At 36.9% G+C, this 23379-nt stretch carries 20 protein-coding genes and 1 other annotated feature; of the genes, 19 read left to right on the top strand and 1 reads right to left on the bottom strand.

Annotated features, from left to right (window positions below; genetic code table 11):
- The first annotated feature begins 12 nt into the window (after nucleotides 1-12).
- The 11 genes from radA (at nucleotide 13) to AB3H90_RS11860 (ending at nucleotide 9864) form a co-directional block, all read left to right on the top strand.
- A complete protein-coding gene (gene radA, locus AB3H90_RS11910; protein ID WP_010720638.1) occupies nucleotides 13-1383 on the top strand; it encodes a DNA repair protein RadA in 1371 nt (456 codons plus the stop codon).
- A gap of 33 nt (nucleotides 1384-1416) precedes the next feature.
- Nucleotides 1417-2577, top strand: a complete 1161-nt coding sequence (locus AB3H90_RS11905) for a PIN/TRAM domain-containing protein (RefSeq protein ID WP_010720637.1) — start codon at nucleotides 1417-1419, stop codon at nucleotides 2575-2577.
- 216 nt (nucleotides 2578-2793) lie between these two features.
- Nucleotides 2794-4254 (top strand): glutamate--tRNA ligase, encoded by a 1461-nt coding sequence (gene gltX / locus AB3H90_RS11900; protein WP_368016774.1) that lies wholly within the window; start codon nucleotides 2794-2796, stop codon nucleotides 4252-4254.
- Nucleotides 4251-4491 (top strand) — a binding site (T-box leader). (Overlaps the previous gene by 4 nt.)
- A 75-nt stretch (nucleotides 4492-4566) precedes the next feature.
- Nucleotides 4567-5103, top strand: a complete 537-nt coding sequence (gene epsC / locus AB3H90_RS11895; protein ID WP_010720635.1) for a serine O-acetyltransferase EpsC — start codon at nucleotides 4567-4569, stop codon at nucleotides 5101-5103.
- The gene (gene cysS / locus AB3H90_RS11890) at nucleotides 5100-6512 is read left to right on the top strand and encodes a cysteine--tRNA ligase (RefSeq protein ID WP_368016773.1); all 1413 of its coding nucleotides are present in this window, start codon (nucleotides 5100-5102) and stop codon (nucleotides 6510-6512) included. Before epsC ends, cysS begins: the two co-directional genes overlap by 4 nt.
- Nucleotides 6509-6904 (top strand): Mini-ribonuclease 3, encoded by a 396-nt coding sequence (locus AB3H90_RS11885; RefSeq protein ID WP_010720633.1) that lies wholly within the window; start codon nucleotides 6509-6511, stop codon nucleotides 6902-6904. The genes cysS and AB3H90_RS11885 overlap by 4 nt, the downstream gene beginning before the upstream one ends.
- Nucleotides 6897-7784 (top strand): 23S rRNA (guanosine(2251)-2'-O)-methyltransferase RlmB, encoded by an 888-nt coding sequence (gene rlmB, locus AB3H90_RS11880; RefSeq protein WP_010720632.1) that lies wholly within the window; start codon nucleotides 6897-6899, stop codon nucleotides 7782-7784. Before AB3H90_RS11885 ends, rlmB begins: the two co-directional genes overlap by 8 nt.
- Before the next feature lie 4 nt (nucleotides 7785-7788).
- Nucleotides 7789-8319, top strand: coding sequence for an NYN domain-containing protein (locus AB3H90_RS11875; RefSeq protein ID WP_034700055.1), 531 nt, complete (start codon nucleotides 7789-7791; stop codon nucleotides 8317-8319).
- A gap of 77 nt (nucleotides 8320-8396) precedes the next feature.
- Complete coding sequence (locus tag AB3H90_RS11870) at nucleotides 8397-8975, top strand: sigma-70 family RNA polymerase sigma factor (RefSeq protein ID WP_034700053.1); 579 nt, start codon at nucleotides 8397-8399, stop codon at nucleotides 8973-8975.
- Nucleotides 8976-9088: 113 nt separating this feature from the next.
- Complete coding sequence (locus AB3H90_RS11865; protein WP_005875105.1) at nucleotides 9089-9334, top strand: Veg family protein; 246 nt, start codon at nucleotides 9089-9091, stop codon at nucleotides 9332-9334.
- A 92-nt stretch (nucleotides 9335-9426) separates the two neighbouring features.
- Complete coding sequence (locus AB3H90_RS11860; RefSeq protein ID WP_010720628.1) at nucleotides 9427-9864, top strand: GNAT family N-acetyltransferase; 438 nt, start codon at nucleotides 9427-9429, stop codon at nucleotides 9862-9864.
- A 90-nt stretch (nucleotides 9865-9954) separates the two neighbouring features.
- Here the strand turns inward: AB3H90_RS11860 and mscL are convergent, their stop codons facing one another.
- Nucleotides 9955-10419 carry a large conductance mechanosensitive channel protein MscL gene (gene mscL, locus AB3H90_RS11855; RefSeq protein ID WP_368016772.1) on the bottom strand — a complete coding sequence of 155 codons (465 nt, stop codon included), beginning with the start codon at nucleotides 10417-10419 and terminating at the stop codon, nucleotides 9955-9957.
- A gap of 235 nt (nucleotides 10420-10654) precedes the next feature.
- On the opposite strand from mscL, the gene AB3H90_RS11850 reads away from it, so the two are divergent.
- From AB3H90_RS11850 to lanM, 8 genes are all read left to right on the top strand, one after another.
- Nucleotides 10655-11923: a M16 family metallopeptidase gene (locus tag AB3H90_RS11850; protein WP_368016771.1), complete on the top strand. Its 1269-nt coding sequence runs from the start codon at nucleotides 10655-10657 to the stop codon at nucleotides 11921-11923.
- Nucleotides 11916-13205: a pitrilysin family protein gene (locus tag AB3H90_RS11845; RefSeq protein WP_010720625.1), complete on the top strand. Its 1290-nt coding sequence runs from the start codon at nucleotides 11916-11918 to the stop codon at nucleotides 13203-13205. The genes AB3H90_RS11850 and AB3H90_RS11845 overlap by 8 nt, the downstream gene beginning before the upstream one ends.
- A 230-nt stretch (nucleotides 13206-13435) precedes the next feature.
- Complete coding sequence (locus tag AB3H90_RS11840; RefSeq protein ID WP_010720624.1) at nucleotides 13436-14326, top strand: RodZ domain-containing protein; 891 nt, start codon at nucleotides 13436-13438, stop codon at nucleotides 14324-14326.
- 168 nt (nucleotides 14327-14494) lie between these two features.
- Entirely contained in the window at nucleotides 14495-15073 is a 579-nt protein-coding gene (pgsA, locus tag AB3H90_RS11835) for a CDP-diacylglycerol--glycerol-3-phosphate 3-phosphatidyltransferase (protein ID WP_010720623.1), read from the top strand.
- Nucleotides 15074-15388: 315 nt separating this feature from the next.
- Nucleotides 15389-16636 (top strand): competence/damage-inducible protein A, encoded by a 1248-nt coding sequence (locus AB3H90_RS11830; protein ID WP_368016770.1) that lies wholly within the window; start codon nucleotides 15389-15391, stop codon nucleotides 16634-16636.
- 105 nt (nucleotides 16637-16741) lie between these two features.
- Nucleotides 16742-17782 carry a recombinase RecA gene (gene recA / locus AB3H90_RS11825; protein ID WP_010720621.1) on the top strand — a complete coding sequence of 347 codons (1041 nt, stop codon included), beginning with the start codon at nucleotides 16742-16744 and terminating at the stop codon, nucleotides 17780-17782.
- 569 nt (nucleotides 17783-18351) lie between these two features.
- Nucleotides 18352-19908, top strand: a complete 1557-nt coding sequence (gene rny / locus AB3H90_RS11820) for a ribonuclease Y (protein ID WP_010720620.1) — start codon at nucleotides 18352-18354, stop codon at nucleotides 19906-19908.
- A 474-nt stretch (nucleotides 19909-20382) separates the two neighbouring features.
- Nucleotides 20383-23286 (top strand): type 2 lanthipeptide synthetase LanM, encoded by a 2904-nt coding sequence (gene lanM / locus AB3H90_RS11815; RefSeq protein ID WP_368016769.1) that lies wholly within the window; start codon nucleotides 20383-20385, stop codon nucleotides 23284-23286.
- The last annotated feature ends 93 nt before the right edge of the window (nucleotides 23287-23379 follow it).

Here is a 23379-nt window from a genome sequence, read left to right as displayed (position 1 = left end):
GGAGGCGGGACAATGGCAAAAAAAGCGAAAGTCCAGTTTGTTTGCCAAAATTGTGGCTATGTTTCGCCTAAATTCTTAGGGCGTTGCCCAAATTGCGGGAAATGGAACACGATGGTCGAGGAAATCGAGCAAGATACGACTGACCGTAGAACACGAACAAGTTTGACTGGAGAAAAAGCCAAACCAACGAAAATTGCAGAAGTGATTCCTAAAAAGGAACCACGAGTCAAAACAAAATTAGATGAATTGAATCGAGTTTTGGGTGGGGGCGTAGTTCCGGGGTCAATGATTTTGATTGGTGGCGATCCAGGTATCGGTAAATCCACATTACTTTTACAAGTATCCCAACAATTAGCTGATATCGGCGGAAAAGTATTATATGTTTCTGGAGAAGAAAGTGCAGAACAAATTAAATTACGTGCCGAGCGTTTGGGCTCAATCAATACAGAATTTTACTTATATGCTGAAACTGATATGAATGAAATTAGCCGTGCCATCGAACAGATTTCACCAGATTATGTGATCATTGATTCGATTCAAACGATGACACAACCTGATATTACGAGTGTAGCAGGGAGTGTCAGTCAAGTGAGAGAAACGACTGCTGAGTTGTTGAAAATAGCGAAAACAAATGGGATTGCGATTTTTATCGTAGGACATGTAACGAAAGAAGGATCGATTGCGGGTCCACGTATGCTTGAACATATGGTTGATACTGTTTTGTATTTTGAAGGAGAACAGCATCATAGTTTTCGAATTTTGAGAGCAGTAAAGAATCGATTTGGTTCAACAAATGAAATTGGTATATTTGAAATGCATGAACATGGATTAGAAGAAGTTGCGAATCCTTCCCAAATCTTTTTGGAAGAACGATTAGAAGGAGCAACAGGCTCAGCGATTGTTGTGGCGATGGAAGGTACCCGCCCAATTTTAGTGGAAATCCAAGCACTGGTAACACCAACAATGTATGGAAATGCTAAACGAACCACTACTGGCTTAGATTTTAACCGAGTATCATTGATCATGGCAGTTCTCGAAAAACGTGCAGGCTTACTGTTGCAGAATCAAGATGCTTACTTAAAAGCAGCAGGTGGGGTAAAATTAAATGAACCAGCCATTGATTTAGCGATTGCTGTGAGTATTGCTTCCAGTTACAAAGAAAAAGGGACACAACCGACAGAATGTTTTATTGGCGAAATCGGGTTGACGGGCGAAATTCGCCGTGTCAGTCATATTGAACAGCGTGTCAAAGAAGTACAAAAGCTGGGTTTCACAAAAGTTTATTTGCCAAAGAACAATCTAGGAGGGTGGAATCCTCCGACTGGCATTGAAGTCGTAGGTGTCGCTACCTTGGCGGAAACGTTAAAACGTGTCTTTCGTTAAAAATAGTAAAATTAAAGAAATGGAGGAAAGAGTATGCAAAAACGTGTCATCACCTTGCTGATGATTATTGTCGGTGCCAGCTTAGGTATTTCTTTTTTACCAATGGCTTGGCAGACAATTGGTCAGCAAACAAATGGATGGCTGAATAATACATTTACCAATAGCCTGTTAGGTGCACTTATTTTCTTTTTATTGTCTTTGCTATTGGCAAAACATATCTCAGCTGTTATCAAGCAAATTGAGGAAAAATTAAGTGAGGTTAGTTTAACTTACCTATTGTTTGGTGCAATTGGTGGGATTATCGGGCTAACTTTAGGTGTAATTATTTCAACGCCACTATATAATTTGAAAATTCCGTTTGTAAATAGTGTTCTTCCCATCTTATTAATGGTTATTTTAGGCTATTTAGGATTCAGGATGGGAACCACTCGAATCGATGAATGGAAAAAAATCTTTGGTTCAAGAAACAAGAAAGTGGAACAAGAAACACCTAGTCAAGTGGAGAGCCAAATACTGGAACGGAAATTAGGCGAGAACTTTCATAAATACAAGATCTTAGATACTAGCGTGATCATTGATGGACGAATCTATGACATCACCAAAACTGGTTTTTTAGAAGGCACACTGATGATTCCGAATTTTGTGCTTTATGAATTACAGTATATTGCTGATTCTGGCGATAGCCTAAAACGTGTTCGCGGACGCCGCGGGCTGGATATCCTCAATGCTTTGCAAAAAGAAGAAGGAATCTCTGTTGAAATGTATGACGGTGATTTTGAAGATATCACTGAAGTGGACAGCAAATTGATCAAATTAGCGAAACTTTTAGATGGTGTCATCGTGACAAATGATTATAACTTAAATAAAGTCTCAGAGTTTCAAAATGTACCAGTGTTGAATATCAATGCTTTAGCGAATGCAGTAAAACCGGTAGTTATTCCAGGTGAAAACATGAATGTTTTAGTCGTAAAAGCAGGAACAGAACGTCAACAAGGGGTTGCTTATCTCGATGATGGCACCATGGTGGTTGTGGAAGATGGACAGCATTATATGAACGAACATATCGAAGTGGTTGTTACAAGTGCCTTACAAACAGCTGCCGGGCGGATGATTTTTGCAAAACCAGCCCATGCAGGTCGTGGGATCGATAATAAAGACAATAAAAAAGAAACTGAAAAAAGTAAACATGCTTAACGAAAGAAAAATCGGAATATGAGTATAAAAAGTAGCCAACTGGTAAGGAAATTCAAGCAGTTGGCTTTACTATTTCCCATATTAAAGGTAAAATTTGTGCTGAGTGGCTTTCATTTTAATGAAAAAGCCTTTAAGGAATATGAGGATGTAAAACAGAACATGTTTTTCGTGTTTTGTCTCATATTTTAAAGTCTAGTTTGAAAGAAGAGGAAGAAAATGACGAAAGTACGCGTACGCTATGCACCAAGTCCAACTGGGCACTTACATATTGGGAATGCTCGAACAGCATTGTTCAATTATCTATTTGCTCGCCACAACGATGGAGACTTTATTATTCGTATTGAGGACACAGACCAAAAACGAAACATTGAAGATGGTGAAAAGAGCCAATTGGAAAATTTGGCTTGGTTAGGTATCGATTGGGATGAATCTCCTGAAAATCCTGGAGAATATGGTCCTTATCGTCAATCTGAAAGAAAAGAAATTTATCAGCCTTTGATTGATCAACTTCTTGCAAGTAATCGGGCATACAAATGTTACTGTACAGAAGAAGAGTTAGAAGCAACTCGTGAAGAACAACGTGCACGTGGAGAAATGCCTCATTATGCGGGTACTTGTGCAAATCTAACACCAGAAGAACAAGCAGAAAAAGAAGCGCAAGAGATTGAACCAGTGATCCGATTCCGTGTACCACGTAATACGGAATATGCGTTCAAAGATATGGTCAAAGGGGATATCACCTTTGAATCAGATAATATCGGTGGCGACTATGTCATTCAAAAACGTGATGGTATGCCAACATATAACTTTGCTGTAGCTGTAGATGATCATATGATGAAGATTACTCATGTCTTACGTGGGGATGACCATATTGCAAATACACCTAAACAATTGATGATCTATGAAGCTTTTGGTTGGACACCACCAACATTCGGTCACATGACATTGATCATCAATACAGAAACTGGGAAAAAACTAAGTAAACGTGATGAATCGATTTTACAATTTATCGAACAGTATCGTGAATTAGGTTACTTACCAGAAGCAATGTTCAACTTTATTGCATTATTAGGTTGGTCACCAGTAGGCGAAGACGAAATTTTCAACCAAGAAGAATTGATCAACATGTTTGATCCAAATCGTTTGAGTAAATCACCTGCAGCCTTCGATGCGAAGAAATTACAATGGGTGAATAACCATTACATGAAAGAAATGGATTTAGATAAGTTAACAGACATGTGCTTGCCTTACTTGATCGCTGACGGTCGAGTACAAGAAAATCCTGATGAAAAAACGATCGAATGGGTCAAAAGAATCGTTAGTCTGTATCAACCACAAATGAGTTACGCAGCTGAAATCGTAGAAGCTTCTTCCTTATTCTTCAATGAACATCCTGTATTGAACGATGCGGCTAAAGAAGTATTAGCAGGCGAAACTGTTCCACTTGTTCTTAATGCGTTTAAAGCACAACTAGAACAAATGGAAGTCGTGGATGCCCCAACCGTAAAAGCAGCAATCAAAGCTGTCCAAAAAGAAACTGGCGTTAAAGGTAAAAATCTTTTCATGCCAATCCGAGTAGCTGTTTCAGGACAAATGCACGGACCAGAATTACCAGATACGATCGAATTGCTTGGTCGTGAAAAATCATTAGCACATTTAAATCAAGTCATCAACTAAACACGATGAACAGAAAGAAGTAAGTAATCATTGATCTCAAGAGAGGTGACGGGCGGTGGAAGTCACTGATCGATGTTTACTGAAATGCCTCTGGGAGTGGTTTCGGCGAGTGAAATAGACACATCTCTTTGTGACGAATTTCAGGTAGTCGAGAACGTATAAGCTTACGTTAACAGCTAGAGGTAATCATATCTGATTATAAATAAAAGTGGAACCACGCCAATTAGCGTCTTTTAATAAGGAAACTTGTTAAAGGCGCTTCTTTATTTGTCAGAGAACTACATAAATTATTGAGAGGAAGGAGCGATGACGATGGGGTGGTTTGCCCGAGCGGTAGAGGCAGCTAAAAAAAATGACCCGGCTGCTCGTTCAACATTAGAAATCGTTTTGACATATCCAGGGTTTCATGCCTTATTTTGGCATCGGGTGTCACATTACTTATATCAGCATAAACTTTACTTGCTGGCAAAAATCAATGCACAATTTTGGCGATTTATAACAGGAATCGAGATACATCCTGGAGCCCAGATCGGACAAGGTGTTTTTATCGATCATGGGATGGGGATCGTGATTGGAGAAACCGCAGAGGTCGCTGATGATGTAGTTCTTTTTCATGGAGTTACGTTAGGTGGTACAGGTAAAGAAACGGGCAAAAGGCATCCCACAGTGAAACAAGGGGCAATGCTTTCTGCCAATGCTCAAATATTAGGACCGGTCACGATTGGGAAACATACGAAGATTGGTGCCGGTGCAGTCGTTTTAAAAGACATTCCAGATTATGCTACAGCCGTGGGGGTTCCTGCAAAAGTAGTACGGATTAATGGAGAAAAAGTGAGGAGATCAGAATGATAAAAATTTACAATACATTGACTAGACAAAAAGAGGAATTTGTACCGATTCAAGCAGGAAAAGTCGGTATGTACGTGTGTGGTCCGACTGTTTATAACTATATTCATATTGGAAATGCCCGAAGCACGATTGCTTTTGACACGATTCGACGCTACTTTGAATATCGGGGATATCAAGTCGATTATGTTTCCAATTTCACTGATGTAGATGATAAAATCATTCGTGCTGCTAATGAATTAGGGATCACCGCGCCAGAAGTAGCCAATCGTTTTATCCAAGCATTTGAAGAAGATACCAAGGCGTTGAATGTGGAGCCAGCTACAGCGCATCCTCGTGTGATGGATCATATGTCAGATATTATTTCTTTCATCCAAGTATTGATCGAAAAAGGTTATGGGTATGAATCGAATGGCGATGTCTACTACCGTACAAGAAAATTTCCAACCTATGGACAACTTAGTGATCAATCGATTGATGAGTTAGAAGTGGGCGCGAGTCAACGGACGGGAGCAGAACAAAGTCAGAAAGAAGATCCGCTTGATTTTGCACTATGGAAAAAAGCAAAACCTAATGAGATCTCTTGGGATTCTCCATGGGGACCCGGACGTCCAGGATGGCACATCGAATGTTCCGTTATGGCAACGAAACATTTAGGGGAAACAATTGATATCCATGGTGGTGGGCAAGATTTAGAGTTTCCACATCATGAAAATGAGATTGCCCAAAGCGAAGCAAAAACGGGAAAGAAATTTGCCAATTATTGGATGCACAATGGTTATGTCACGATTGGCGATGATGATCAGAAAATGAGTAAATCATTAGGTAACTTTATTACTGTCCATGAAATGATCCAAACGGTAGATCCACAAGTGTTGCGCTTCTTCATGGCAACAACTCAATATCGCCGACCGATTCGTTATAGTGAGGCAACGATGAAGGAAGCAGCGACAAACTTGCAACGCTTAAGAAATACATTTGATAATCTTAAATTCCGCCTAGCAACAGCAGAAAAATCTCTGGCGGATGAGACAAAGTATTTAGCTGAGCTTGAACAAATCGAACAACGTTTTATTGAAGAAATGGACGACGATTTTAATGCTGCGAATGGAATTACCGTCGTTTATGAATTGGCAAAATGGTTAAACACATATTTGGAGAAAACAACTGTTTCAGCGGATGTTCTAGCAAAAGGGGAAGCATTATTTACCCAATGGTTGGCTATTTTTGGTATTTTATTTACATCTGAGGAATTACTTGATGAAGAGATCGAGCAGTTGATCGAAGAACGTACGCAAGCAAGAAAAAATCGTGATTTTGCCCGTAGTGACGAAATCCGTGACCAATTAAAAGAAAAAGGGATCTTGCTTGATGACACACCGCAAGGAACTCGTTGGAGAAGAGAAGCATGAAAGACTATACACAATTAAACGGACTAGCTTTAGCTTATGTAGGGGATGCCATCTATGAGATCTATATTCGTGACTATTTGATCGAACAAGGGGCGACTAAACCGAATAAACTTCATAAAGCAGCCACGAATTATGTTTCAGCAAAAGCACAAGCTTATCTGATTAAAGAGATGCTAGAAGAAAAATTGATGACACCAGAAGAAGAAACTTTTTATCGTCGTGGTAGAAATGCCAAAAGTCATACAAGTGCAAAAAATGCAGACGTCACAACTTATCGAATTGCCACAGGTTTTGAAGCTTTGATGGGGTATCTGCATTTGACGAAACAAACAGAACGGTTAGAAGAATTAATTGAATGGTGTATCCAGAAAGTCGGTGAAAAAAATGGGTAGAGAACAAAAAGAACGTCATTATAACAAACGTAAAAAAGCAACGAAACAGCCAATGAACGCTTCATCACAGAAAAAATCGCAAAAAAAGCGAAACCATTATGACACTTCCTATGAACCTGTAGTTGGGGAGAAAAAAGAGGAAGCAATCGAAGATAATTTTGTCTTTGGTCATCATGCAGCAGTAGAAGCCTTACAACAAGGTAGAGGGAATAAATTATTTTTACAAGAGGACTCACGGGGAGAAAAAACCGAAGAGTTAAAGAACATTGCTAGAGATCAAGCTGTACCAGTTAAATGGGTACCAAAACAAAAATTAGATACATTAAGTGATCATGGTGTACATCAAGGAGTAGTCTTAGCGATTACCCCGTATGAATATTTATCCTTAGACCAGCTTCTTCAGCAAACCAAAGAAAAAACAGAAACACCTTTCTTTGTCATTTTAGATAGTATTGAAGATCCTCACAATTTTGGTTCGATCCTACGAACAGCGGATGCAAGTGGGGTAGACGGCGTAATCATTCCTAAGCATCGGGCGGTAGGCATTACACCAATCGTCACAAAAACCTCTACTGGAGCAGTCGAACATGTACCTGTAGCACGAGTGACTAATCTTGTTCAAGCAGTCCAACAACTAAAAGAGGCCGGTTTTTGGGTTTTTGGGACAGATATGGATGGTACAAATTTCCAAAAATGGAATGCAAAAGGCGCTATTGCTTTAGTGATTGGAAACGAAGGACGAGGAATGAGTCCTGGATTGAAAAAAGAAATGGACGAACTTTTGACCATTCCAATGGTCGGTCACGTTCAAAGTTTGAATGCGAGTGTTGCTGCTGGATTGTTGATGTATCAAGCTTTTTCTCAACGTCAAGGAGAGTGATCAGATGAAAAAGCAGCTCCTAATTGTTGATGGTTATAACATGATCGGTTCTTGGCCAGAACTCGTTTTGTTGAAAAAACAAGAAAAGATGGCGGATGCTAGAGAAGCTTTGTTGCATCGTTTGTCAAATTATGCCAAATACGAAGGAATTGAAGTGATAGTTGTTTTTGATGCACAATTGGTTCCAGGCATTCAGCAAAACTATAAGAAATACCAATTAGAAGTCGTCTTTACAAAAGAAGATGAAACGGCAGATAGTTATATTGAACGTATTGCTGGCCAATTGAATGATCGTTTAACGCAAGTAACTGTTGCCACGAGTGACTTAGCCGAGCAATGGATGATCTTTTCACAAGGGGCTTTGCGGACTTCTGCCTATGAATTATATAAAACGATCCAGAAAACAGAGAAAAACATTGCACAAGATAATATAAATATGCAATTTGATAATTTTCGTCGTAATTCGCCTTGGAGTAAAGAACAATTAGAAAAATTGTCCCAAAAGTTAGACGATTTAATGCGAAAAGATAGATAACACAGTTATATGATTAGTCAATCGGATGATTGATGGTAAGATTCCTCCATAATCGAAAGAGATGGAGGAATTATTTTATGTCTGAGGAGTTATTGCGCGCCGCACGTGACGGTGATGAAGAAGCATTCGCTATCCTATATCAAAAATATTTTCCACTTTTGTTACGTTTAAAAAATATGTACTACCTAAGAAATTATGTGTATGAAGATTGGGAACAAGAAGCAAGGATCGCCTTATACCAAGCTTTAAAGACTTATGAAAATAACAAAGGCGTTAGCTTTGGCAGCTATTATAAAAGCATTATCAGTAATCAAATTTATTCATTATTAAGAAAACAAAATGCCTTGAAACGTAGAGACCAAAAAGATGAATTATCGATTGATCAAAAGGTTGAAACAGAAGGTCCGGACTTTTTAGCAGAAATCACTACTCAAGAACCACTTGCGATGCAACGATTACTGTTAAATGAAGCCATTGAAGATTGTGAAATCAAATTTTCAAAAAAGGAAGCAAAAATATTTTATTATTATATGCAAGGAACCGATTTCAAGAGGATGGCAGAGGAACTTTCAATGGATGTCAAACAAGTCAAGAGTGCGTATAGCCGTGTGAAATTTAAAATAAAACAACATCTCAAAAATTATCATGAGGAATAATTTATAAAATTATTAATGTTTTTCTTATTTGTTTTTATTGCATTTCTTTTTTTTATATGGTAAACTTGAAAATTTTTAGAAAGTGTGGTATATTGGGTAATGAGGTGAACTGTATGCCAACAACTTTAGCTACAATCAAAAAAGATTTAGAAGGTCGTATCGGCAGCCCAATCATGCTGGTTGCTCAGACAGGAAGAAAGCGTCAAACAGAACGCCGAGGCGTTTTAACAGAAACCTATCCTTCAGTATTCGTTGTTGATTTGGATCCTGAAGAAAATTCTTTTGAACGAGTATCGTATAGCTATTCAGATGTACTTACTCGAACAGTCGAGATTGAATTTTTAACTGAAGCAGTTTAAAAAGCAAGCGAGCCTAGTTTTTTATAAGGTTCGTTTGCTTTTTTGTTTGGAAATAGGTATGCTGAAAAAAAGAGAATTGGAGGCACTTTCAAATGGAACATTATGTAAAAAAATTTGCGGATTTGACCACTCAAGAATTTTATGAGATTGTCAAAGAACGCATTGCTGTTTTTGTCGTAGAACAAAATTGTCCCTACCAAGAAGTGGATGAAATTGATAGCCAAGCTTGGCATACGTATTTCAAAGATGAAGCAGGGAAAATTTCTGCTTATACACGTATTTTTGAAGAAGATGGAACCATTCATTTTGGTCGAGTGTTGGTCAATAGTGAGCATCGTAAAGAAGGGTTGGGACGTAAGATCGTGCAACGTACGATGGAAGTGATTGAAGCCAATTACCCGCAACGACCGATCGTCATTGGGGCGCAAGTCTATCTTCAATCTTTTTATGAGTCATTTGGATTCGAGGCCATTTCAGATGTTTATTTAGAAGATGACATTCCCCATATCGATATGAAAAAATCGAGCTAAAGTGATCATGAAGATTAAGTAGCGCAATACAAAAAAGAACAGTTACAGTGAAAACTGATAGCTGTTCTTTTTTGTATCATTTAGTTTTCTTTATTTTTCAGTTGTCTGATCAGCGGTTGCTTGTGTAGTTGGTCGTCCGTTGTTTTCTGCTGTTTGTTGTGCAAGTAGATCACGAATGTCGCTCAAATAATCTTCAGCAGTTGGTTTGGCAGGGGCTTCTTCTGTTTCTTTTTCAGGACGTAATCTTTTAGCGTGGTTGGCTGCTTTCACCACTAAGAATAAGACAAACCCTGTAATAATAAATGTTATGATTGCACTAATAACATTGCCGAAAGCAAACGTAACTCCTTTAGTAGGTGACCAGTCCAAGATAGAAAGGGCGCCTTCCAAATCAGACGTGCCAGTAATCATCGCTACAACCCAGCCTACAAGAGGTGTGATCAAACCTTGAACGATCTGATTGACAATGCTAGTAAATGCACTCCCGATAACAACCCCAACGGCTAAATCTAATACGTCGCCACGCATAATAAACTCTTTAAATTCTTTAATCATTTTTCTCCTCCTCTCACTTATCCTTAGTATAACGAAGAATAAAAAAATATAAAAACGACATGCATTTATGGCTAAGGTCTGTCGTTCAAGTACTTATATGCTATACTAGAAGGTGACTCTTAAGTGATGCAAGAGAGAATTAAAGCAGTAAAAAATAGTAGCCACATATTCTTTTATCCACCAAGATAAAATCAACCATGTCGGAGAACGAACTGCTAATAAAGGAGCATGTACTATGACATATCAACTGGCAGAGGGTGTAAACCTCCACGTCTTGCAAACAAAACAATATAAAACGGTTCGTATCTTTGTTCGCTTTACTACGCGTTTAAAAAAAGAAGTCATCACGAAACGTTCCCTTTTAAGTAGCTTGTTAGAAACGAACAGTTTAAATTATCCTGACCAGACTCAGTTAAGTGCAAAATTGGCGGATCTTTATGGTGCTAGTTTTGGAACGTCCGTGAGAAAAAAAGGCAATCTTCACTGGTTGGATGCTAGCATCAACTTTGTCAATGGCAAGTATATCAACGATACCAGCATTTTAAACCAAGCTGTTGCTTTTTTGAAAGAAGTTCTCTTTTATCCAAACATTACGGGGCAAAAATTTGATCCAGCCACTTTTGCTTTAGAAAAAAACAATTTGAAACTTTATTTAGAGAGCTTAAATGAAGACAAGCAAACGATGGCTTCACTGGCGCTTCAAGAGTTGTATTTTGATCAGTCGGAGGCGCAGAAAATACCAAGTTTTGGAACAATCGAAGATCTAGATGAACTCACAGCTGAAGTGTTAGCTGACTATTATCATCAGATGATCACAGAAGATCAGATCGATATCTTCGTAGTGGGAGATGTCTCTCCTGCAGAAGTCCAAGCAGCTTTTAGTGAATGGGCATTTCCAGAGCGAGAAAGATTACACCCGGAAATTTTTTATAGCCAACCGCAAGAAAATATCATCAAAGAACGACAGATCGAAGAACCAGTGACTCAGGCGAAATTAAATTTGGCTTATCAAACCAATGTCTATTATGACCAACCGGATCGTTTTTCATTGATGGTCTTCAATGGATTATTTGGCGGTTTCCCACACTCTAAATTATTTATGAATGTTCGTGAAAAAGAGAGCCTAGCTTACTATGCTTCCAGCAGCATTGATACTTTTCGTGGGTTCCTAAGTGTACAAACAGGAATTGATGGACGTAAACGTAACCAAGTATTGCATCTGATCCATGAACAATTAGAAAGTCTACGAAATGGGGAAGTCACAGAACTTGAATTGACACAAACTAAGGCCATGTTACGAAACCAATATCTATTATCATTAGATGCCCCGCAAGTAGCTGTCGAGACTGCCTATTTAGAGAATTGGTTGCCAGAAACGAAATTAACAGATGACGAATGGTTAAAACGGATGGAAAAAGTAACGGTCGAAGACATCCAAAAAATAGCTCGACAAATCGAGTTGCAGGCAATTTTCTTTTTAGACGGAGGTACAACAAATGAATAAAACAGAATATGATCAAATCAACGAAACACTGTACCATGAAGTATTACCAAATGGTTTGACTGTTTATTTATTACCTAAAAATGATTACCATAAGACATATGGTTTATTTAGTACAAATTATGGTTCGATCGATAATGAATTTATTCCATATGGTTCAGATAAAAAGATAAAAGTTCCAGATGGTATTGCCCATTTCTTGGAACATAAATTGTTTGAAAAAGAGGATGGCGATGTCTTTCAATTATTTGGACAACAAGGGGCCTCAGCTAACGCGTTTACCAGTTTTACCAAAACAAGTTATTTATTTTCAACGACAGATCAAGTTGAAAAAAATTTGACGACTTTACTTGATTTTGTCCAAGCACCTTATTTTACGGAAGAAACTGTTAATAAAGAAAAAGGGATCATTGGACAAGAAATACAAATGTATGAAGATGATCCAAATTGGCGGATGTTTTTTGGCATTTTGAATAATTTATACCCTGAACATCCTTTGCATATCGATATAGCTGGCACAGTTGAAAGTATTGAAGCAATCACTGCTGATGATTTATACACCTGCTATCGGACATTTTATCAGCCAAGTAATATGGTCTTGTTCGTAGTAGGAAAATTAGAGCCGGAAAAGTTGATGGAATTGATTCGAACCAATCAAAATGCTAAGGATTTTCCACCAGCTCAAAAAATCAAACGTTATTTCCCTGACAATAATGGTGATATTATTGCGAAAAGCTCAATGCGCTCAGCAATCACTAGAGATAAGTTTGTCTTGGGGATCAAAGGGCTAGATGTTTTACCAGCAGAAGGGAAGGAATTATTGAGATACAAGACCGCTCTCAATCTTTTATTCCAATTGTTATTAGGGAATACTTCTCAAAATTATTTGAAAATGTACAATGATGGTTTAATTGATGACAGCTTCGGTTTTGAATTTAGTTTAGATCGAGAATTTCATTTTGCTGACTTTAGCGGAGACACGGATCAGCCAGAAAAAGCAGCTGAAAAAGTGAAAGAAATTCTTCTGCATTTTGAAGAGGATCAAGAACTGTCTGAAGAAAATCTAACATTGTTGAAGAAAAAGATGTTAGGACAATATTTCCAAACATTAAATTCACTGGAATACATTGCAAACCAATTCACGCAAAGCCTATTTGGGGATCAAACATTATTTGATTTACCAGAAATTATTGAATCCATTCAATTAGCAGATGTATTAAAAGTAGGTCGTTCTTTTATCAAAGAAGAAGCGTTCAGTGAGTTTTATATGCAGCCAAATGTCTGATATAGAAGTAGAGATGACGAATGGGAAAGTAGTTAAACTCTTAAATTTCGTTATAGAGTGCATTCAATGTTACCCTAAGATAACTTCGTTTATGGTATTCTTAAGAAGATAAAGAATAAAAAATGGGCGTTGGTGTATGGCGTGTTACATTCTTAACGAAAAGGAACAATTAGACGACTAGCGTTTATACAATTGCTGGTTAGAATAAAAAGACTGGAGAAGATGAACGAGTGGCTTTTGAAACCATCGGAGAAACATTAAGGCAAGCTCGCCTAAATAAGAAAATATCTTTAGATGAATTACAGCAGATTACGAAAATTCAAAAACGTTATCTAGAAGCAATCGATAATGATGATTTTGATCAACTACCTGGAAAATTTTATGTTCGGGCATTTATTCGTCAATATGCAGAAGCTGTCGGTGAAGATGGCGATCATTTAGTTGATGTATTTGATGGGAAAAGCAAATTATCAGCTGGAGAAGTTGTCGCACGTCCTGAACCAGAAACAGTGAGTGGTTCGAGAAAAGCGATGCATCAGGAAGAAGCCAATCCAAGTAAGTTTTGGACAAGTCTACCGGTTATTTTACTTGGTTTAGTCGCTTTAGCAATTATTACTGTTGTGGGTTATATGACTTGGCAGGATCGAAAATCTGACCCGATTATTGATACAACGGCAACTTCAGTTTCGGTTGACGGTGCAATTACACAAACGACATCTAGCACTAAGAAAGAGCGTGAATCCTCTTCTTCAACAAGTACGACAACCACTTCAACAACACAAGAAGAGAAAAAGATGGCGATTACGGCTGGTGAAGACACAGGTAGTACGATCGCAGTGAATGTCACGGATGCGAAAAAACCTGTTACACTTGAATTTGCAGCGACTAACCGAATTTGGATCGGTGTATTAGTGGATAATGCCTATGTTTATCAAGGGACATTAGCAGCAAATGAAACACAAAGCACGCAATTACCGGAAACGGCAACCAATGCAACGATTCGATTAGGAGCTGCAAGTAATGCAACGGTTAAGATAAACGGGGAAGAAATCCCTGTTAATCCAGGAGCGAATAATCAAAATCCTAAAAATGTCACATTGACACTACAGTATGCAGAGTAAATCGCTTATAAGTAGAATGATGTGAAAAAAGAAAACAAGATAAGTACCTGGGAAGGCAGATTCATCTTAGGTGCTTATCTTTTTTCACGACTGCTGATAAAAACTGATCATTATCGGTGGAAAGTTTAGAACGAGTCACGTAGAATAGGGAAGAAAGGAGTCGATAGTGTGAATTTACCAAATAAATTAACTGTACTTAGAATTTGTATGATCCCGATTTTTATTTTAGTTGTCGGATTACCCTTAGATTGGGGACAAGTAACCGTAGGAACAACATCACTTGCTGTAACACAATTAGTAGGAGCGATTATTTTTGCTTTAGCAAGTATTACCGATTGGCTCGATGGAAAAATTGCTCGTGCCAGAGGATTAGTCACCAATTTTGGAAAGTTTGCTGATCCATTAGCAGATAAAATGTTAGTGATGACCGCTTTTATCATGTTGGTGGGGCAAGGTAAGGCACCAGGATGGGTAGTTGCGATTATCGTTTGTCGAGAACTAGCTGTTACCGGTCTGCGACTATTGTTAGTCGAAGATGGGGAAGTCATGGCAGCAGCGTGGCCAGGAAAAGTAAAAACGGCTACGCAAATGGTGGCTATTATTTTATTATTCATCAATAATATTCCATTTAATCTGATCAATTTACCGATGGATCAAATCATGTTGTATGCTTGTTTGATCTTCACGATTTATTCAGGTGTTGATTATTTTATGAAAAATAGTGGTGTGTTCAAAGGTTCGATGTAAGATTCCTTACAAAGATGTACCATTTCGATAATTCGTCTTACCCCAAAATAACATTTTATATTTTGGGGTAAGACGAATTTATTTATGCTGATTCACGTTTCAATCATTTATTTGATCGCCATTTTTCTAAACTAGCTAGATGCCTAGCTATCTTATGATGAAGATGAAAATGATGAAACTCTTTATCAGAAAATGAGCAAATGATAAATGAAACGTTTAGCAAATGGCGTATACTATTAGTAGATAAAAAGAGATTGAGAAGAGACCAAAACAGGCCAACGAGAATTCGTCTGTTGTAATGAAGGAAGCGAAAAAATGAAATCAGAAATCATAGCAGTAGGGACAGAACTTTTACTAGGACAAGTAGTCAACACGAATGCCACGTTTTTATCCGAACAGTTAGCAGACCTCGGGATTGATGTGTATTATCAAACGGTGGTTGGTGATAATCCCGACCGCTTAGAATCATTACTCCAATTAGCAGAAACCAGAAGTGACTTGATCATTTTATGTGGAGGGTTGGGACCGACAGAAGACGACCTGACGAAAGAAGTTACTGCGAAACATCTAGGGGAAGAATTGATCCAAAACACCGAAGGCTATAAAAAATTATTAGCATTTTTTGAAACGACCAAGCGTAAAATGACTGAAAATAATTTACAACAATCACAAATCATCGATGGGGGGATTGCTTTACCTAATCGCACAGGCTTAGCATTAGGTACGTTCTATCAAACAGCGGACCATGTCTATCTCTTGTTACCTGGACCACCGAGCGAATTAAAGCCAATGTTCATTGAACAAGCTCGCCCATTATTGGAGCAAAACTTTCCATCTGAAGAAATGCTGATCTCAAAAGTTTTACGTTTTTACGGTATCGGGGAATCCCAACTAGTCACAGAATTAAAAGACTTGATTGAAACACAGATCAACCCAACGATTGCCCCTTACGCAAAACCTAACGAAGTCACTTTACGATTAACTGTGAAGACCAAAGACAAACATGCAGGAAACCAAGCCTTACTTGCTTTGGAAGAAAAAGTATTGGCGAGAGTAGGTGAGTACTTCTATGGATATGGTGATGATAATTCATTGCCTAAAGTGGTCGTAGAATTATTAAAGAAAAGAAACCAAACAATTACTGCAGCAGAAAGTTTGACTGCTGGAGCCTTTCAATCAGCTTTGGGAGAGATCTCTGGTGTTTCTCAAGTCTTCCCAGGAGGCTTCATTACCTATTCTTTAGAAACTAAATCAGAATTTTTACACATCGATGATGCACTATTGAAGCAGCATGGAACCGTCAGCCAAGAATGTGCAGAACAAATGGCTATCCAAGCACGTAATTTAGCAAAAACAGATTATGCGATTTCGTTTACTGGAGTGGCTGGACCAGATACCTTAGAAGGACAGCCAGCTGGAACAGTTTGGATCGCGGTTGCAACAAGTGAAGGGGAGGTCATTTCGCAGAAATACCAATTTACCAGAGACCGTTCTCATATAAGGAATAGCGCAGTAATGCAAGGATTTGATCTCATTAGAAGACAACTATTAAGAAAAAAATAAATGCGAATATTTGTTCGGTTTTTTCTTGCTTTTTGTCATTAAAAACGATATGATTAGTACAATGAAATGTCGCACTGATTTGTGAATATAAGGAGGATTATCGTATTGGCAGATGATCGTAAAGCAGCCTTAGATGCTGCGTTGAAAAAAATTGAAAAGAACTATGGGAAAGGCTCGATCATGAAACTTGGCGAAAAAATCGACCAACAAGTTTCGACTATCCCAAGTGGTTCTCTTGCATTAGATGTTGCTTTAGGTGTTGGTGGTTACCCACGAGGACGTATCATTGAAGTATATGGTCCTGAAAGTTCAGGTAAGACAACCGTTGCCTTGCATGCAATCGCTGAAGTACAAAAAAATGGCGGAACAGCCGCTTTTATCGATGCTGAGCATGCCTTAGACCCACAATATGCTCAAAAATTAGGGGTAAACATTGACGAATTACTTCTTTCACAACCAGATACTGGGGAACAAGGGCTAGAAATCGCTGATGCGCTTGTATCAAGTGGTGCAGTAGATATCGTAGTAGTCGATTCGGTTGCAGCTTTAGTTCCACGTGCTGAAATCGATGGAGAAATGGGTGACTCTCACGTAGGGTTACAAGCTCGATTAATGTCACAAGCATTGCGTAAACTATCTGGGTCGATCAATAAAACAAAAACGATCGCTATTTTCATTAACCAAATTCGTGAAAAAGTTGGAGTGATGTTCGGTAATCCTGAAATCACACCTGGTGGACGTGCATTAAAATTCTATGCAACGATTCGTTTAGAAGTGCGCCGTGCGGAACAATTGAAACAAGGAACAGACATTGTTGGTAACCGTACGAAGATCAAAGTAGTTAAAAATAAAGTAGCGCCACCATTCAAAATTGCTGAAGTCGATGTGATGTATGGGCAAGGAATTTCTCAAGAAGGAGAATTGCTTGATATGGCGGTTGAAAAAGATATCGTTGATAAAAGTGGTGCTTGGTATTCTTACAAAGAAGATCGTATTGGACAAGGTCGTGAGAATGCAAAAAATTACATGTCCACTCATCCCGAAATGATGGCAGAAGTTTCTGCTTTAGTCCGGGCGGCTTATGGGATCGGTGAAGATGTAGAAATACCCGAAGAAACGCAAGCAGAACTTCCTTTAGAGGAATAAGACGAAGTAAGAATAGAAATAATCGAATAACTATTCAAAGGATGTTTGAGCATCTAGAGAACTCGCATCGTTCAGAGAAAGTGTTTTCCTTTGATATGTTGTCGATTGAATCTAATAAGCCGAAATTTTTTAAAATTTCGGCTTATTTTTTGTCTTTTAAGTAGTCATTTGACTATACTTTCTCCTAAAACATAATGGAAAATGGGGGATGTTTAAGTAGTGACTGACTACATCGACAGAAAGGGACTAATCTACTTAAATGAAAGGATAACATGTTACTTAAAAGTCATTTTTTGTTCTTAATTTTCATTAATGCAAAATTATTTGTTCTTAATATGTTTTGGTTATTATTTAATATTATCTTCTATTCATAAAATGATCTTTAAATGAAAATCGAGAAAGCCGTTTCTTATGTATTTAAAGTTGACACTACGGGGTACAAACATTAGAATAAACTTGTGCATGTTTTTGTACACCTATGCATAAAGCATATTAACAAGTTTAGAGTACTTTATCATAAAAGTTATATAGATGATAAAAATGAAAAAGATAGTATGGAGGTGGATTTTATGGTATTCAATATTCTCCTCGCTATCATCGGTTTAATTGTCGGTCTTGGTTTAGGGTTTATGGTTGCAAAGTCACGTCATGAAAAAGAAATTGCAGGTGCTCAATCATCAGCAGCTGGAATTATTGATAGTGCAAAGAAAGAAGCAGAAACTCTAAAAAAAGAAGCATTGTTAGAAGCTAAGGAGGAAAACCAGAAATATCGTTCTGAAGTGGAGAGTGAGTTGAGAGAAAGCAAGTTAGAATTAAAATCTCAAGAAAATCGTTTAATTCAGCGTGAACAAACGTTGAATCGTAAGGATGACTCATTGGAAAAACGTGAGACCTCACTTGAAAGCAAAGAAGAAGCACTTAGTTCAAAACAGCAATTGATTGAAGAGCGAGAAAAAGACGTTGAAAAGTTGATTGAAGAACAACAAAGAGAATTAGAAAAAATTGCTGGTTTATCTAAAGAAGATGCAAAAGATGTCATCATGAAATCAACTGAAGAAGAATTGAATCATGAATTGACGTTAATGGTCAAAGAATCGGAACAACGTGCAAAAGAAGAAGCAGATCGTAAAGCCAAAAATCTTTTATCGTTAGCGATTCAGCGCTGTGCGGCAGACCAAGTATCTGAAACAACTGTATCCGTAGTAACTTTACCAAATGATGAAATGAAAGGACGCATCATTGGTCGAGAAGGACGAAATATCCGTACACTAGAAACATTGACTGGAATTGACTTGATCATTGATGATACACCAGAAGCAGTGGTCCTTTCAGGTTTTGATCCAATTCGTAGAGAAATCGCTCGGATGACTTTAGAAAAACTGATCCAAGATGGACGGATCCATCCTGCACGAATCGAAGAAATGGTCGAAAAATCGCGTAAAGAAATGGATGAACGAATCCGTGAGTATGGGGAAGAAGCGGCGTTTGAAGTTGGTGCGCATACCCTTCATCCAGATTTGATCAAAATCATGGGTCGTCTTCATTTTAGAACTAGCTATGGACAAAATGTTTTGAAACATTCAGTAGAGGTTGCTAAATTGTCAGGTATACTAGCCGCTGAGTTAGGCGAAGATATCCAATTAGCTAAACGAGCTGGTTTGCTTCATGATATCGGGAAAGCATTAGATCATGAAATCGAAGGTTCTCACGTAGAGATCGGCGCAGAGTTAGCTGCTAAATACAAAGAAAATCCTGTAGTGATCAATGCGATTGCATCTCATCATGGAGATGTTGAAGCAACGTCAGTTATTTCTGTCTTGGTAGCTGCTGCAGATGCCTTATCCGCTGCACGACCAGGAGCTAGAAGTGAATCCTTGGAAAATTATATCCGTCGCTTAAGAAGCTTAGAAAACATTTCAAATAGCTTTGCCGGAGTAGAATCTAGTTTTGCTGTTCAAGCTGGACGAGAAGTTCGGGTTATGGTAAAACCAGAAGAGATCTCTGATTTAGATGCAGTTCGTTTAGTACGAGATATCCGTAAACGAATTGAAGAAGAATTAGATTATCCAGGGCATATCAAAGTCATCGTTATTCGTGAAACGCGTGCGACAGACTACGCTAAGTAAAAAATAAAAGAACGTTACGATTAGTTAGGATAATCGTAGCGTCTTTTTTGTTTTAAACCACTATTTATTCAAGCTTGATCGTTTTAACATTATTTTGATAAGAGGTTGAGCAGCTATAAACATGGTGTGTTAACTTTGAGTTCTAAATTAGCTTCTTAATAAGAAGTAGGCATAATCTAACTAGAGACGATTATTCTATCATTAAAGTAAATCAAAATTATTCTTAATGACTACTAGAAAATCAAACTAGGATGAAGAATAGTTAGGAAATAAAATTTGTTGCATTAGTGTACATTTTGTTAACGAGAGATAAAAGTTGTATAAACTCGTAATATATTGATCTATGAGTTTGAAATCAATTTTATGTACAATTTTTTACTAGGATTTATTGGGTAGAAAGATATAGTTTTTGTTCTTGAAAACACAAGTAATTGATTCTATATGATCTAAATATAGATGAGGTGGGGTAAGCAGATGGATAATTATGAGTTGTTGGAATACAATTTAGCAGAATTTATGACTTCAGATATGCAAGAGGAATTTTTACAATTTTTTCATTTTCAGAATATTAATGAATTTAAGGAACAGTATGTTCATTCAAAAAAACTGCTAAAAGATCAGAACGAAGAGATGTTGAATGAACTAAAAGAATGGAGACAAGTTGATTCAATTGAAAAATTCTCGCAACAAGTAACAATAAAGCTAACTGAGCAATATTTTATGAAGTACCCAAATCTAATAAAATACAAAAATGTTAGCAATAACATTAATGAAAACCTTTGCAAAGATATTCATGAGATTCTTTTGCGAACGATTGTTTATGACTTTAATCTATTAAAGTCACAGTTACAAAAACTCTCTGTGAAAAGTTATATTAGAAATTATTTATCTAATGAGAAATACGTCACAGGTTTGTTTCAAAGATTTCCTGTTTTATTCAATTTAATAGATAAAAAAATCAAAGAAACAATCTGTTACATTTCTGAAGTTATCCAACATGTAGAGTATGATTCAAAGGAAATTAACGAATTGTTTAGCATTCAACTTGATCAAGAAATAGGAGTTGAATTTTCTTCGGGTGATCCGCATCTGTCAGGAAAATTTCCACTCGTGATAACAGGTAAAAAGAATAAAATTATTTATAAACCACGAAGTAATTACAATGATTTATTATTTGGAAAATGCGTTGCTTTATTTAATAAAAATAATTTTAACAAACAACTAGCACAAATAAAATTATTGAATCGTAAAACGTATTCTTGGTCAGAATTTATTGTAAGTGATCCTTGTCAATCAGAAGAAGAAGTTCAAGATTTCTATTATAAAATGGGGGCAATTATTGCAATTCTTTTCTATTTAAATGCTTCGGATATTCATCTTGAAAATCTAATTGCAAGTGGTGGTTCACCCATGCTCATTGATTTAGAATGCTTGTTTAACAATTTAGATCGTATGGAAGCATTATCTGTAAATGATAAGATACATGAAATTTTGACTAATTCTGTTCTTAATTCTGGAATTGTACCTATGTACAACGAATTTTTTAAAGATGATATTTCGGCTTTAGGAAGCCATGAAAACTTATTCCAACGTTTTTCAGTACCACAATTGATTGTTTCAGAAGATGATTTAGAAATTAAATTCACTGAAAATTCTGATGAATTTAAATATTCATATTCTAATGTTCCGATGTATCATGGACAAAATTATCGTTTTTTAGACTATAAGCAACAGATCTATCAAGGATTTACAGAAACATTTCACCTATTTTTGGATAAAAAATCAGAGCTGATTGATATTGTTGAGCGCTATAAAAATGATATTACTATCCGACATTTAATAAAACCAACAGCAACTTACAGTAAAATAGCGACTTTAAGTTATCATCCTAGGTTCTTGACAGCACCGTTTGATCGCTTGTTATTTGTCTATTCTCAAATGGCAAGATTTGGTTCTACACCATTTCTTACCTATGAAATTGAGGACATACTAGAGGGGGATATCCCTTATGTTTTTTCAAAACTTAACTCAAATACACTTAACATTTCAAAAAAAATGACATTTACGAATAACAGTCGTATAGATTTCTTAACACTATGGAAAAAAAAGATCCATTCTCTTAGTGAGAAAGATTTAAACTACCAATTAAATATTTTGCAAAAAAGCTTTGGAGATAAAAATATTACGTTAGAAGATCTTTTTATAATTGGAGAAAAAAATGATGAGATCAAGACTTTAGAGTCTTACATCCATAGTAAAAGGATAGTACACAATAAGCAGGTGACGTGGCTTCATACTGGTTATGAAGATTTAACAAAAGACAAAGATTTTAAAATTCGTTTAAAACTGCAGCCAATGAATAACAGTTTGTATAATGGGAAAATTGGTGTAGCAATCACTTACTATTATTTATGGAAAACAAAAAATGATTTTGATTACAAAAACAGATTTCTATTAATATTGAATGATTTACTTGATCATTTTGATTTATCTAATCAAAAAAATTATGATATAGGGGTTTTTTCTGGATTAGGTGGTTATATCTATTTATTTAATTTGATTGCTCCATCCTTGCGAACATCAAAACTGATCGCAATTGAGCAAGATATCCTTCAATATCTGGGACAAAAAATAAAAAAAGACAAAATTCTGGATATTATGAGTGGTACGGCGGGGTTATTACTACTTTTTTGTAATATTTATAAAAAGAGCCCTAATAAAGAATTAAAAAAATTAATTGGACTTTGTGTGGAGAATTTATTAAATAATTTAATAGAATCAGAGGGAAAAGGAAGTTATTGGGAATCCTCTGTAGAAAAGAAACTTATTTTAGGTTTTTCTCACGGAACATCAGGTATTCTTTATGCTTTAGCGATTTATGAAGAGTTATTTTCGGTAACCAAAATAAAAGAAACGATTGGCGCAGTTACCTTATTTGAAAACCAACATCGTAAAAACGGTGTGTGGTTTGATACAAGAGGAGAAAAATGGATTGAGCAAAATACTTTTTATTGTAATGGTCTTGTAGGAATGCTTACTCATCGATATCTTATGGAAGGAGAAAGCCCAGAGGAGCTATTATATTTTGCTCGATTAAAAGAAGAATTAAACAAAGAACGTGTAGATAGTTGCTTATGTCATGGCTTTTTAGGAAATATGTGGCTTTACCGTCATTTCTTCATTCATCATAATATAAAGTCATATGCGTTCTTACTCGATGATTGGAATGCATACTTAGACAAACGAACAATTAATGAAAGTTGTTTAGAAGACGAGTTTCTAGATGTTGGTTTGATGACCGGTCTTTCCGGGGTGATTTTGGGATTGTTAGCGTTGGAGAACCCTAACATACCAAACATACTTTTATTCGATTTATAGATAAATCCTTCAACCGAAAATACGAATGAAGAGATAGAATCTGATTGAATAATAGATTGATAAGTGTAACAAACAGTTGATGACAATAAAAAA

It is taken from the genome of Enterococcus sp. C63 (assembly GCF_040887215.1).
GTDB lineage: Bacteria > Bacillota > Bacilli > Lactobacillales > Enterococcaceae > Enterococcus_B > Enterococcus_B hirae.
Note: the sequence above shows the minus strand (reverse complement) of the source record. Positions and strands in the feature narration are given on the sequence as shown.